General features: G+C 49.1%; 12 protein-coding genes. 3 read left to right on the top strand and 9 right to left on the bottom strand.

The annotated features are described in order from the left end of the window. Nucleotides 1-45: 45 nt before the first annotated feature. The 4 genes from ELAC_RS01255 to ELAC_RS01270 form a co-directional block, all read right to left on the bottom strand. Nucleotides 46-708, bottom strand: coding sequence for a DOMON domain-containing protein (locus tag ELAC_RS01255; RefSeq protein WP_098037468.1), 663 nt, complete (start codon nt 706-708; stop codon nt 46-48). Continuing rightward, the gene (locus tag ELAC_RS01260) at nt 708-3,038 is read right to left on the bottom strand and encodes a hypothetical protein (RefSeq protein ID WP_098037469.1); all 2,331 of its coding nucleotides are present in this window, start codon (nt 3,036-3,038) and stop codon (nt 708-710) included. The genes ELAC_RS01255 and ELAC_RS01260 overlap by 1 nt, the downstream gene beginning before the upstream one ends. Before the next feature lie 209 nt (nt 3,039-3,247). Further along, entirely contained in the window at nt 3,248-4,162 is a 915-nt protein-coding gene (locus tag ELAC_RS01265; RefSeq protein WP_098037470.1) for a phosphotransferase family protein, read from the bottom strand. A 338-nt stretch (nt 4,163-4,500) separates the two neighbouring features. After that, the gene (locus ELAC_RS01270; protein ID WP_098037471.1) at nt 4,501-5,604 is read right to left on the bottom strand and encodes a LicD family protein; all 1,104 of its coding nucleotides are present in this window, start codon (nt 5,602-5,604) and stop codon (nt 4,501-4,503) included. Nucleotides 5,605-5,663: 59 nt separating this feature from the next. Between ELAC_RS01270 and ELAC_RS01275 the strand changes: the two genes are divergently transcribed. Both ELAC_RS01275 and ELAC_RS01280 read left to right on the top strand, forming a co-directional pair. Further along, a complete protein-coding gene (locus tag ELAC_RS01275; RefSeq protein ID WP_143406401.1) occupies nt 5,664-6,350 on the top strand; it encodes a DUF8085 domain-containing protein in 687 nt (228 codons plus the stop codon). 11 nt (nt 6,351-6,361) lie between these two features. Then, on the top strand, nt 6,362-7,144 hold the full coding sequence (locus tag ELAC_RS01280) for a hypothetical protein (RefSeq protein WP_098037473.1): 783 nt from the start codon (nt 6,362-6,364) through the stop codon (nt 7,142-7,144). A 75-nt stretch (nt 7,145-7,219) separates the two neighbouring features. On the opposite strand, the gene ELAC_RS01285 is transcribed toward ELAC_RS01280, so the two are convergent. The 5 genes from ELAC_RS01285 to ELAC_RS01305 all read right to left on the bottom strand — a co-directional run bounded on the left by ELAC_RS01285 (nt 7,220) and on the right by ELAC_RS01305 (nt 10,917). After that, nucleotides 7,220-8,023 (bottom strand): caspase family protein, encoded by an 804-nt coding sequence (locus ELAC_RS01285; RefSeq protein WP_098037474.1) that lies wholly within the window; start codon nt 8,021-8,023, stop codon nt 7,220-7,222. Further along, the gene (locus ELAC_RS01290; RefSeq protein ID WP_143406402.1) at nt 8,020-8,538 is read right to left on the bottom strand and encodes a hypothetical protein; all 519 of its coding nucleotides are present in this window, start codon (nt 8,536-8,538) and stop codon (nt 8,020-8,022) included. Before ELAC_RS01290 ends, ELAC_RS01285 begins: the two co-directional genes overlap by 4 nt. Before the next feature lie 25 nt (nt 8,539-8,563). Continuing rightward, nucleotides 8,564-9,346 carry a caspase family protein gene (locus ELAC_RS01295; protein WP_098037476.1) on the bottom strand — a complete coding sequence of 261 codons (783 nt, stop codon included), beginning with the start codon at nt 9,344-9,346 and terminating at the stop codon, nt 8,564-8,566. 117 nt (nt 9,347-9,463) lie between these two features. Beyond that, nucleotides 9,464-10,210 carry a lipoate--protein ligase family protein gene (locus ELAC_RS01300; RefSeq protein WP_098037477.1) on the bottom strand — a complete coding sequence of 249 codons (747 nt, stop codon included), beginning with the start codon at nt 10,208-10,210 and terminating at the stop codon, nt 9,464-9,466. Nucleotides 10,211-10,233: 23 nt separating this feature from the next. Next, nucleotides 10,234-10,917 (bottom strand): hypothetical protein, encoded by a 684-nt coding sequence (locus tag ELAC_RS01305; protein ID WP_098037478.1) that lies wholly within the window; start codon nt 10,915-10,917, stop codon nt 10,234-10,236. A gap of 182 nt (nt 10,918-11,099) precedes the next feature. Between ELAC_RS01305 and ELAC_RS01310 the strand changes: the two genes are divergently transcribed. Next, nucleotides 11,100-11,831, top strand: a complete 732-nt coding sequence (locus ELAC_RS01310; RefSeq protein ID WP_143406404.1) for a hypothetical protein — start codon at nt 11,100-11,102, stop codon at nt 11,829-11,831. Nucleotides 11,832-12,006: the final 175 nt, after the last annotated feature.

Consider the following 12,006-nt stretch of genomic DNA (forward strand, 5'->3'; position numbering starts at 1 on the left):
ATACCCGGAGCGCGAACGGGAGGTAAAAGGGGAGGAGTGCGATTTCTAGCGGACGAGCTGCACGCTGGCCCAAAGAGAGGGCTGGTCTTCCACGCGGTAGTCGTCGCTTCTGACAGTAAAATGCTGGGGGAGGCTGCCGAATCGGTTGATCCGGTAGGTAAATCCAATCCGGTTGAACTCAGCCGTGTCGTATCCGAAAAGGCATGAGGCAGGAATGAAGATGTCCAGGACGTAGGAGCTTTTGGTTTTCTTCGGCTTCACGATGAGATCATTGTGGTCGCAAAGAGGGTGGCTGTCTTCTTGTCTGAAGCGGGATATCTCGGCACCTAGCTTGCCATCAGTCTCCTCCGCAAAAAAAACAAAATGATGGCAGAAGCGCGTTGCAAACCCGGAGGTTTTCACATCCCTGGTGTCGATGAATACTTCAAGGCTATCGCCTTCCGTCGCATCAGGGTAAAATGCGGCTTCGAAAGGTTTGTCTATTTCGGCCCGGAGTAAAATCCCCTCCTCGTTCCAACCGAGGCCAAGAGCTCCAAAGGACTCATCGCTTGTCAGAAAGGAGAGGTCAGGCAGGCAAAAGGCCTTGCCCTCTTTGGTAGTCAGGGACGGGAGCGCTTTACCCCCGTGGTAAGGAGTTTTGGTGCGGATCTCAAAAAAATTAATCGGGGCTATCGCAAGCGGCAGCCCCTCTTCCTCTTCTCGCCACATCAGTTGACTGAAACCGCTTTTATTGGTTTCATATCGAGCGCGCCTTTCTCTTCCATCATCTTCAAAAGTTCATTGAAGAGATGTTTTTGGACTTCAGCACCCAGAATTTCCTGCATTTGCATGGCGTTTTCCGCCAGCTTGCCGAGTTGAGCGGACGACCCTTTGTCTCTTAGCAAGAAGAAATAGACATCTCCTTCTGGCTGAACGACGACATCGGAGTAGGCGCCCGATTCCATGCCCTTCGTATCCGCCATGAGAGGCGGTCTGGCAGACGATTTTGTGCTTTCAAAGGGAACCGCTTCAAACAGCCACTGAGTGGTAAGTCCGCTCTCTTCGCCGTTTTTTATGAACTGCTGCTGACCTTTACCTGTGACAACGCTATTCTTCGCTTCTTTGGCAAATTGCTTGAAGCGATAGGGAGCGAGATCGCGAATTCCAATGGCTTGCCCATCACCTTTTTTGGGAGCCTCTTTTTCCATCGCTTTCAAAGTTTTTTTGAAGAGGTCTTCGGCAACACGGTTTTCCACTTCAGCCAGGCTCTTCCACGATCCATCTTTGTTTTGATAGATGTCAGGGGAGGCGCTTCTGATCTTTTCATAATGGGCTGTGAGCTTTGCGCTCAGCAGCTTTTCCAAAACGCCTGATTCTTTGGCCTCTTTAAAGGTCATGACGACTGCCTCATCGCTCTTTTCCCGGATGCGGATGCGGTAGGTATTCTGGCCGTCTTTGGTTGCAATCGATAATGGTTTATCACTGTCCGGGATTGCCTTCTTCAGGTTGGCTAAGAGCTCTTTGCTGTCGAGTCCAGCAAGCGGCGAAGTGGCTTTGCTGTTGGAGATGTTGATTGTCATCTCCTCAAATGGCGCTTTTGCGAGAGCTTCCTCCAGCCATTCGGGGTGCCCTTTCAGAATCTCTTTTCTTGATAGCTGATTGACGCGCTGCTTGGTTACGCTGTCTAGTGCATCCAGTTTTTCCTGACGAGCGCTTGCGGTCTTGTATTCCTTAAGACCGAGCTCCGGGAAGTTTTTGATGAGAAGCGTCCAGCCGGCATCGCTTACTTGCCACTGCCACATTTCCTTGAGACCGACACGTGCCAGCAGGTCACCTTCAGTTACACGCGCGACATCGAGCACGAAGCGTTCGGTCACAATGTCAGGAGTCTCTTTACTGATCAACTGCAGGCTCTTGAGGTTTTTAGGAAGAGACAGGGGTGTGTCTTTTTCTTCTTTTCCTGCGGAAATTGCCTCCAGATAGACTTCAAACAGCTCAAAATCCTTTGGGGTCCTCAGTCTAAATTCTTCAGGAAGCTGATAGAGGGTTCCGCCTGCTTTTTCGCCGGCGAACGTTTGGAATTGCCTGAAGGGGATAGCCGAAATAAAGAGCGATCCTGCAGTGTCTTGCATCAAGCGCTTGAAGAGCAGAGCTCTCTGCCAGATGCGCACTGCTGCGGCCTGATCCATCTGCATGCGGCGCAGCTGCTCCTGAAAGTACTGCGTCACGTTCGGAGCTGTCATGTAGGGGCTGGATTTGTTTTCTTTGTAGCTTTCCAGGGCAAGCCGCATCAGGTCTGCGAGCGCTTCTTCCTTAGAAACAACATAGCCTCTCTCTTCGGCGATCATCGAGCCGTTGATGATGAACGCAGTCATCGCCTTGATAAACTGATGGCCGAACCAGTCATCTAAGCCTCTATATCCAAAAAGGGAAAGGTCGGCAGTACTCAAATCGCGGTCGACCATTTTCTCGCCGTACTGCGCCTGCTGGTACATGAGAAGTTGCTTGACGTAGTGTGGGGGTAGGTTTCTTTGTCCCAGGTAGAGAGTTACCTTCGCCTGAAATGCGGCTTCTTCAAATGGGTCGTTGGAGGATTTTAAGACGGAGAGCTGACGTGTCATTTCAGGCAGGAAGTAATTCCAGGTCGACTCAACGCTTAAGAAGGGGGCTTTCGGATTTTTGTAGGGAGTGAAATTTTTCTCTTTGGCAAACCGCGCCTGAGCCTCTTCTTTCAGATCGTCTTTAAGCGCCTCGAACAGAGGGAAGGCCAGGTTGTTTTGCAAGATGCCTTCCGCGATGATGCCATCATTTAGAAAATTAGGCCCGGCAACTCCTCCGAAGGCGATTTTATCGATGGCGTCCGAAGAGAAAAAGCGGACATATTCCTCCAGCTCATGGTTTGTCACACGCGTTCCATCATAAGCTTTGAAGGCCAGGCTGTTGTCTTGGGTATCTTGCGATAATGTGCCGTAGGTTCCAAAAAAGGAAAAAGAAATAACGATCACACAAGTGACGACAATATAGATATACTGCTGGTACTTACGGAAATGGTGGAGCATGTGCCGTTTCTCCTGATGGTAGCTTGTTATATGCTATTCAAACTTAATGATTTGCGTTTATTTTGACCGAAAAAGAAACTAACTTTTTTCGATCGAATCTAAACAATTGATTGATACTATCATAAAATTCGGCAAAGAAAAAGGCTTATTTCGTACAGAGAAACCGCTGCGAGAGCATCTCGTGCAGTGCTCTCTCCGAATGGGGCCCTTCAGGAAGATGTGGGTGTGTTGTTTTCATGAAGAAAAAACAATTCAATCCATCGCAGATAGCGCAGATAGGTTCCTTTGTTCTTTGTGTTCCAGGTCCCTTTCTTTACAGTGAAACCAACGGTGGCAATCGCTTTACTTAGTTGCATTAAAGAAAGTGTTTTGTCGGTGGCAGGAAGCGGGCGTACGGTCTTATAGCCTCGGCGGAAAGCCTGGAGTTGCTTCTCATCCATCCCCCAGCTACCATCTTCGATGGGGCAAAAATCTTCTTCCGCAAAGCCTGACCTCCCTCCCGCCCAGTCGATCACTCCTGTGATCTTATTGCCGTCCGTTAGAATATTGGCCGGCCTAAAATCGCGGTGGGCAATACAGGGGCCGTCAGCAGAATCTAAGAGTGGGAGCTGCTCCTGAAAGTAGATCCGGCACTTTTTCAGCAAAGATTCCGAGAGATTGCCTGTGCACTCGGAGAGACCCTCTTCGAATTTTTTTGCGAAATAGTCCTTGGGATCGAGGCTTAAGGTTTCCGGGTTGACGGGATCTCCGAATCCATGGATGCGGAAGAGGTGAATCTTCGCTAAAATGGCTCCCGCTTCGAAGGCAATCTCTTCGCTGAGAGTTTTATTTGTGAGGAGCGTTCCGGGTATTCGCTCCATCAGAAGAGCTCCGGGATAGCTGTCGAAAGGCTCGAGTTCCTTAAAAAGGCGCGGTACGGGGATTATCCCTGAGAAATGGTTTAAGAGCAGTTTTTCTCTTTTGTAATCTTCGGCCTTAGGGCTGATTTTCAAGATAAATTGCTGGCCTCCTTCCCCGGCGACTAGGTAAACAAGGGCGACCATGGCGTTATCATGCTCGATCAAGGTGAATGAGGCATCGGGAATATTCAACCGAGGCCGGAAGTGTGAAATTAGAGAGTCCATCTGTCTGCCGTTTTAAGGAGGGGTTTTTTAGGGTATATACCGAAATTGTCTCAAAATTTGGCTTTTGGCAAAGAGAACAGTCCCCAAGACTGCAAATCGCTTAAATTACGGAAATCTGAGGAAATTAGCAGTCAATTGTAGTGCTGCGTGGCCTTCTCTCAACCTCAAGGCCAAATTTATAGATGCTTTCGGGATACTTCGTTCGCAGTTGCAGCAGGGTGCGGATAAGACAACTCGGAGCGCTACGAACAGAGAGTGGCTCGTTCCTCATCTTTTTATTTCGGCAAAATTGGGCATGTTGCGGCAAAGCATACTGATTTGAGGTTAGGGACTGTCTCTTACTCTTGGCTCCAATAGGGATGGGTTAAGTCTTTGACATAGCGGTTTTCTTGCTCATCGAAGATGTGGCAGGGGCTGATATTTTCACCATACCGGATTTTCAGGTAATTTGCCGTCTTGTTTGGGACAGGCACTTCGATATCATCCAAAGTGGCAATCTTAAGGGGAAAAATCGTGTCGAACGAGACGGGAGCGATATAGCGCCGTTCACGTTCCTTCCACTGCTCAGGCAAGAAAATGTTTTCTTCGCCCGATATGATGTAGGTCAGTGTCTTGAGATCCGGATCGATCGCGTAGCAGTAGATGTCGATTAAGGAGCCTGTGTTTTTGACATAAACCTTGAGGTAGCTGTCTCGCCTGCCGCGGCTTGACCAGTCCTGGACTTGATACAAGTCCGGGTTGAGTTTCTTTAAAGCCTGCTTGGTTCGCTTAAAGTCGGGTTGTAAAATCGCGATATCAATGTCATTATCCCATGGGATGACCCCTCTGTAGCGATAGGCGCCAAGGCATGTGCCGCAGTCGGCAAAATAGGTGATGTTTTCTTTTTGTAACAGGGCGCTGATGGCTTTCAGGGCCTCTTTTTCATCTTTGAGGTGATGCTCATCTCCAGGTCTGCGTCTAAAGTTTTGGGCGATCAGCGGCTCTTTCTCTGATCGGGCAAAAGGAATAGGAATGCCCATAGAGCGAAGGTAGAGGTTGTTGCTTTTAATCTCAGGGTTGAGAAGCTCTTCCTGAATAGCCCGATGCCTGGCCTGCGTCTCCTCGCCGAGGTAGGCAATCGCTTTGATCAGCATGCCATGAGGGGTCAGTAAGGGGGCTAAAATCAGGGAGAGGGTAGCATTCCGGATGAAGTTTCGTTGGTAGTCAAATCGTTCTCGGAGAAAGACTTTTTCTTTACCGTTTTCAAAAATTTTGTAGGCATAATACCCATCCAATAGATATTGTGCAGGAGCAAGAAGAATGTTGCCGAGATGCTCTGTGGGGCTAGCTTCTTCGGAGGCAGTGTTCAGAAAGACATTTTCTGTCGAGCGGATGTAGAGATCGACCGCCGGCAAGCCGAAAATCATAATTTGCGAGGCAATGAAATATAGCAGGCGTTCCATGGGGGCGCTCTTTTACTCTTCAGCTTTTGAAAAATTAGGTTTAACTTATGGGAGATTTCATGCACAAGGCCGGAATTTTGATGTGTTCGCTTCTTTTGAATGGATCAGCCGCTGAGTCCGCTGAGTTGCTGCTAGAAAGAGACAGCGGGGAGGTGGTCAGTCTGGAAGTGGATGATAGGGCGCCCTTTTCGGTTGTTATTGAAGAGGCTCGGACTCTCTTGGAAAATGAACGGGGTGTGGCGCTGGCTGGCTGGCTCACGCGCGTCAGTTTTGAGAATCCGGCCGCTAAAGCTGCCCTAGACACAAGAGACTACTACCGCCAGACGAACAAAACCGAGCTGGACGCAATCCGCTATATCGTGCTGACCCTTGGTAACGAACCGCTCTTTAAGCTCTACAAGTACGAGGGCGAAATGAAAAAGGCGGGAGAGAGATTTTCGACTGTTCATCCCTTGAATATCTGGAAGGAGATTTTTACCTCCAACGATACGACATCCGCCCTCTTCAATGCCCGCGGCCGTAAACTGGTGTGGAAACCCTTCATGAAGGGAATGGCCGAAAGTTTGCAGGAAGCGTATGACGGCAACAATATGAAAGAAGAGTATATTGCCGATTTCGCGGCGAAAGTCGGCATTGATCCCAGCCAGGTCAAAAAGCCGATTTATGCTCAGGATTGGTCCGGTTTTGTTCAGACGCTGCTCGACAATGCCAAAAAGCCCGGTAAAGACGACCGCTACGACATGTAGGCTGTGTGCTGATGCCCTTCATTCGATTCATATACCTGATCGCGCTACTCACCACCATGGCTCCGCTTGACGCGGCTTTGGTGTTTGGGCCCCATCGGCTTTCCGCTTTTGCCGAGGGAGGGCGTGTCAGCCGTAAAAGGCAGGGAGGAACGCACCAGAAAGGGGCACTCCTAGGCTATGGCTGCGAGTATGAACGGTTGAAAAATTCAGGAATCTACCTCTTGGGCAGGGCTGTCGGTGATGAAGGAACACTAAGGGGTAGAACAGGATCGGGATTTAAAATAAAATCTCGCTATGACTCGCAGGAGTATTTCGGACGGGGAGGCTGGTCTTTTTGTTTTGGAGAGAGAGACTCTTTTGTCGTCGCTCCCTTTGCAGGAGGAGGATACTTCCGTTCAGAAAACAGATTTGTCGATCCTTCGCCGATCCCTGTGAATATGCAGGTTCACTTTCTCTATGCCCTCGGAGGGCTGACTTTTGAGTGGAGGAAGCAAGAAGACCTGTATTACACCTTCTCTTTCCAGGGGAAAAAACCATTCGATCCCGAATGTGTCATCAAAGACGATCCCGAGCTCTTTGAAATCCATCAGCTGTTCAAAAGTAAGATGCAGTGGGATGTTGAAACTGGCTTCAGAAAAATGTGGGGCGCCTGTTTTGGCTGCAAAGGTGCCTTGGAGGGACAGCTCTTTTACCGCCACAGCAGATATGGCAAGAAGGAAAACTTTCCTTTCGACTTCGCCGATACAAGGCAGAAATTCTGGGGAATAAGAATCGGTTTTTCCGCTCTTTTTTGAAACTCCTCCATTTTATACCGAAAGCGTTTGAACGTCTCAGATTTAGATATGCTTCCGGGGATGTGTGGACGGTTTCTAATCTAAGCTGATGTTTAGCTCGTATTGGGGAGTCTGCCCCAGGTTTCTGCTGACCACCTGCTTGGCTGCCTTATCTAAGAGAACATGCCAATCGGCGGGTTTTGGTGAGTTTACATCTTCAATCAAAAACCTTAAGAGGGCCAGTGTATAGAGGCCCCCGCTTTCCGTTCCCCAGGAAAACTCTCCGGGGATCGAGCTCCCGATAAGAATGGTCCCTTTGGTTTTCAAAAACAGCCTTTTATAGTTTGCCTGCTGGTATGAGATCGGTTTTAAGTGCTTGTAGGCATGGATGGGGACAACCGGCGGAGCGCTCTTCTCCGGTAAGACGTTATTGCAGCAGTCAGATAGGGCGATTAGCAGCCTTGGCTTTTTGGCCGAGAGGCTTTGAAAGACGGCGTAGAAATCAATCCCGATCTTGTCGGAGGTGAGGTAGAGATTGGGCCACTGATTGCCGCTTTTGGAATTGGTTCTGAAGCCGTGGCCTGAAAAGTAAAAGAACACCACGTCGTCTTCGTGGATGGTGATCTCTTTGAGCGCCTCAACGAAAGGTTTGCCGGCTTTTTCATTGGTGAAGGTGTAAAGAACCAGGGGAAGGCCTGTTCCTTTCGAAATCCTTTGCAGTTCTGCCTGCCAATTTTTTAAGTCGGAGCTCACTGACTTTTCCAGGTTCTGCGCTCTAGTGTCGCAGAGCAAGATGGCCTTGATTTCGCCCGCATCGCTGAAAGAGGAAAACGCAAGGAGGATAAGAAAAAGCCACCACCTGGCGCTTGGCTGGATGCAGGCGAAAATCAAAGATTTCATGAGCGGTCCTCTTCATTCAGGCGCAGTATGCGTTCGATGGAATCGGAAATAGCATCCGCTTCCAAGATGGTTTCCTTATCTTGCCTGATCACTTTGATCTGCTTGCACCAGGGACTGAAAAGGACGGTTACCGTCTCTTGGTTACGAGCTTTGAAATGCATGGCTGATTTGGGGACAAAAAGGCAGGACTTCATCCGGTGAAACTCGAAGTTTTCATCATTGAGGATGAGTCTTTTAAGCTGTTCTGCTTGCCTGTCTGACAGAGGCTTGCCAAATCCGGTGTAGACATGTCCTTTGTCCTTGGCTGGCCCGATTTCTTCAACCTCTATTAAGCCGGCTTGATGGATAGTCTCCAAAGCCTCTCCACCTACTCTTTCCCTTAAAAGGGGGAGGCTGATCTCTTTTTTAGCTTCGCCTCGCATACCGCAAGCTGCCGCCACAAACGAAATCAGGATTAAGAGACAGGCTGTAATGGCGTACTTTTTCATGACATCACTTAAATTTATCCTACTCATAGACTACCTCTTGATAAAGTTGCAATCAGTTCATCCAGATGATCTGGTATTGGGGTTGTTGCTGCTGATAAAGGACGGAACGCGTCTCCGATAAGATATGGTCCCAATCGGCTGTGCCGGCTGGATTGTTCACTGCCTGTCCAAGAAAGCGCAGGTAATGATACGTGAAATGGCCGCCGCGCACTTCGTCGCAGTAGGAGTAGAGTTTCGGGGAGGAGCCTGATGCGATGATAACCGCTTTAGTCTCCGCAAAAAGCTTTCGGTAGTTAGCACTGATGTTCTCTTCGTCTTGGAAAAAGTCGCGCTTGATCAGGGTTTCGGGTGCATATTTTTCCGGGATGACGTTGTTGCAGATATCTCCAATCGCCAAGATGAAACGGGGGTTTTTGTTGATCAGGATCTCCGTCATGTACTCCAGATTGATCCCTTTCCAACCCGGCAGGGCGATGTTGGGCCAGATGTTGTCTTGGGGATTATCTGTTCTGTAGCCGTGTCCGGAGTAGTAGAGGATGATGGCGTCATCATCGCTAACTTGCAGGTTTTCGAGTGAAGTGATGATGTTGGTTGAATTGAGGTTGCTGCCTGTGATCACGATTTCATTGAGCTCAAGGCCCGAGTATTTCGAAATGGTCTTGCCATGCTCTTTCATTTTGTTGACATCAAGATTGACGGTGCGACCGATGCTTCTGTCTTGGGTGTCCCCTAAGATAATGGTGTGCAGGGTGGCTGAAAAAGCCGCGTGCGGCAATAGGGCAAGGCATGCGCATGCAAACGCCAGGACGAGAGACAGGCGGATCTTCTTGTTCATCTTGAGTTCCTCAGAGGATTAATTGAATTTAATTGGTTTGGAAAGTGCTTATCTTAACGTTTTTTTGTTAAGGAGGTATTAAGAAATGGTGTGGGGTAAGTAAACGATTTTAAAATTTCAACTGAGTGTGAATAGTGGAGTAAAGGACGCAATCAGTGATTTTCTGAGGGCTGACCGGGCCGCTTCCAGAGACGGAGGCGAGGGCGGGCTCGTTTTCAGCAGGGGGCATGAGCTGCTGAGCATGGCGCTGACGATTTGGGGGTGGCCGGGCAAAAGAGCGTGCAACAGGTCTGATTCCGGAAGCGCCAGGGTGATGCTCGCTTGGTGAAGGAGTCCGGATTTGGTCCTTCGCTGCGCTGCGCCGCCGATTTTTTTCCCATGGAGCATAATATCATAGACTGTCGCCTTGGCAAGGCAGAATCCTCCCAGCGGAGATCCGGTCTTTTCCCCGTCTGCTGCCAATTCTGGCTCTACCGCAAAGACCTCTTTGACAGCTCTCAGGGCGTGGGAATTGATCAGCCGGTAGCTCTCTTTGACATTTTGTGGGAAAACCGGGTGGTCGATCGGCATGAGAAAGGAAAAGGTGAAATCGAAAGTGTGAAAGATGAGGCCGCCGCCGGTAGGGCGCTTGGCGATCTGCATGTCCATTTTTGCGACAGCTTCTCGGTCGAAGAAAAGCTCGGGCTTCATGAAGAGGCCGTGTGTACACGATGCCGGGGGAAACTGGTAGAATCGAATCAACGTTCTAGGGGTGTTCTCCAAGCCATTTAACAGGGCAAAATCGAGATCCATGTTTTCTTGAGCGGGGAGAACTCCTGAGTCCATGACGTGGAGGGTGTGATGAGTTTCCCGGGAGCATGTCATAGCCAAAAAAAGATCCTGTCGACTTAGCGGATGAGGTAGGGATGCTCCACGTCATTAAGTCTGTCGCCGAATCCAAACCCTAAATTTTTCAGATGATGGGTGCATGGGTCATTTTCTTGCAATGTGTATATCGATTTCTGCTTGGCTATCACGATGGTTAAATAGTTGCAGCAGGCAGGGGGGGTGTAGTCTTCAGCGAAGTCGAGTGGAAGGCCTCCTTTGAAGAGCACGACGTGGCCGGGTTCTTTGGAGAAAAAGAGTGAGGGTGCACCCTCTTCTTTGTCTTGGGATATTGAATTGTCGCCCCCGAGGCAGATGATCGCTCCCATGAGCGTTCCCTGAAAAGGGAAGGATTTCATCAGGTTGTTGCGGAAAGGCAGGGGTTCGCCGCCAAAGAGCCACTGGTCGGCAGCGAGCCTCAAGGGCCTTTGATGGATCAGCTGTGCGGACACCTTCCCCAGCTTGCCGTTCAGCAGCACTCTTCTGATATCGGAAGAGTCGCGGAAAAGGTCGCGGCTTTTGAGGTACCACTCTTTCGGTTTGAAGCGGTAGAACTTCTCTTTGGAAGCGTCGTAGCGCTTTTCCAAGGTGCTCTCAATCGAGTCTTTCAGCCTGGTAAGCTCTTTTTCCGTAAAGATACCGGGGAGTTCTACAAATCCCTTGCTTTCAAAGGAAAAAATTTCATCGCTGCCAACAATAAGTTCCATACTGCACATTTTAATTTTTCATATCCGGAAGATCAACCATTATTGGGGTACAACCCTTTAAAATCAAATATTCACTGGGGTTGGGCACAAATTTTTGGCTAGATTAAGGCTGTCTATGATGATTTAATTGATTTCAAACAATCATTTGTAATACAATTTTTTAAAAATAAACCTGTTTTTATATGCTAGTTAATTCTGTTTGCACTTTCTTTTTTCATCCCTTGAATGAGCGGCACTCTCTGCCCGTCAAGGTCATGTCGGTGATTACCATGGTTGCTTTGTCCATTCTGACAGCCGGGATATATCTCGCGGTCTTCGCTTGCGTGAATCTAGCGGAAAGCCGCTCCATTAGTCACCTGCCGATGCATACTAAACCGATGCTTCCCTTGGGAGCTGCAACGGGTTTTGTGGGAACCGAAGAGCTCAAAAGAAAGCAGAAAAGCCACCTTATGAAACTTGAGGCGTTGGCTGCCAAGGGCGAGTGGCAGCATTTACGAGAGCATACAGCGCATAGGGACAGTGGGTTTGACTGGTGGATGTTTCCCACCGATCGCTCTAGCGCGGGACAGGGGGATAAATATCAACTTGGCAAAGAGGACATTGCAAAACTGAAAGCCGATCCCGAGTTTATGGAGTCGTACCGAAATGGGGTGCGGCTGGTTCTTCTTTCCTGGGGCTGGGATTCCTCTTACGATACTTCGGTTCAAAACAGCAAGCAGCGTTGGACAAACTATCAGGTGCGCCTTGGCAAGATGGCCCATTCACTTTTCCTTTTCGAGGAAAAGGCACTTCTTCAAAGCATCCAAAAGTTTTGCGATGAAAGGGGAATCACTCCCCATCTCGAACCGTGGATCCGGAAGTATATCGCAAGCGCCTCAAAATTCGGCATTGGGCAAGGAGAGAGAGTTTTCTAAGATTGAAAGATTCTGATATTAGGTGACTTGAGGCTTGTCATCGCGAAGTCCTTTCAAAGCCCGCCTCCTTTTGCCAAATTTTGAAAAGCTTCCGGAAAGTCTCCAAAAGGCTAGGACGATCCGTCAAAGACTTACGCTTGTTGGATAAAAAATTGCTGCCGGACCGGCTGTTTCT

It is taken from the genome of Estrella lausannensis (genome assembly GCF_900000175.1).
Lineage (GTDB): Bacteria > Chlamydiota > Chlamydiia > Chlamydiales > Criblamydiaceae > Estrella > Estrella lausannensis.

Bases quoted from the DNA above. Each gene is read 5' to 3' on its own strand.
- ELAC_RS01260 (WP_098037469.1), bottom strand. From the start codon at position 3,038: ATGCTCCACCATTTCCGTAAGTACCAGCAGTATATCTATATTGTCGTC.
- ELAC_RS01310 (WP_143406404.1), top strand. From the start codon at position 11,100: ATGCTAGTTAATTCTGTTTGCACTTTCTTTTTTCATCCCTTGAATGAG.
- ELAC_RS01265 (WP_098037470.1), bottom strand. From the start codon at position 4,162: ATGGACTCTCTAATTTCACACTTCCGGCCTCGGTTGAATATTCCCGAT.
- ELAC_RS01300 (WP_098037477.1), bottom strand. From the start codon at position 10,210: ATGACATGCTCCCGGGAAACTCATCACACCCTCCACGTCATGGACTCA.
- ELAC_RS01270 (WP_098037471.1), bottom strand. From the start codon at position 5,604: ATGGAACGCCTGCTATATTTCATTGCCTCGCAAATTATGATTTTCGGC.
- ELAC_RS01305 (WP_098037478.1), bottom strand. From the start codon at position 10,917: ATGGAACTTATTGTTGGCAGCGATGAAATTTTTTCCTTTGAAAGCAAG.
- ELAC_RS01295 (WP_098037476.1), bottom strand. From the start codon at position 9,346: ATGAACAAGAAGATCCGCCTGTCTCTCGTCCTGGCGTTTGCATGCGCA.
- ELAC_RS01285 (WP_098037474.1), bottom strand. From the start codon at position 8,023: ATGAAATCTTTGATTTTCGCCTGCATCCAGCCAAGCGCCAGGTGGTGG.
- ELAC_RS01290 (WP_143406402.1), bottom strand. From the start codon at position 8,538: ATGAGTAGGATAAATTTAAGTGATGTCATGAAAAAGTACGCCATTACA.
- ELAC_RS01280 (WP_098037473.1), top strand. From the start codon at position 6,362: ATGCCCTTCATTCGATTCATATACCTGATCGCGCTACTCACCACCATG.
- ELAC_RS01255 (WP_098037468.1), bottom strand. From the start codon at position 708: ATGTGGCGAGAAGAGGAAGAGGGGCTGCCGCTTGCGATAGCCCCGATT.
- ELAC_RS01275 (WP_143406401.1), top strand. From the start codon at position 5,664: ATGCACAAGGCCGGAATTTTGATGTGTTCGCTTCTTTTGAATGGATCA.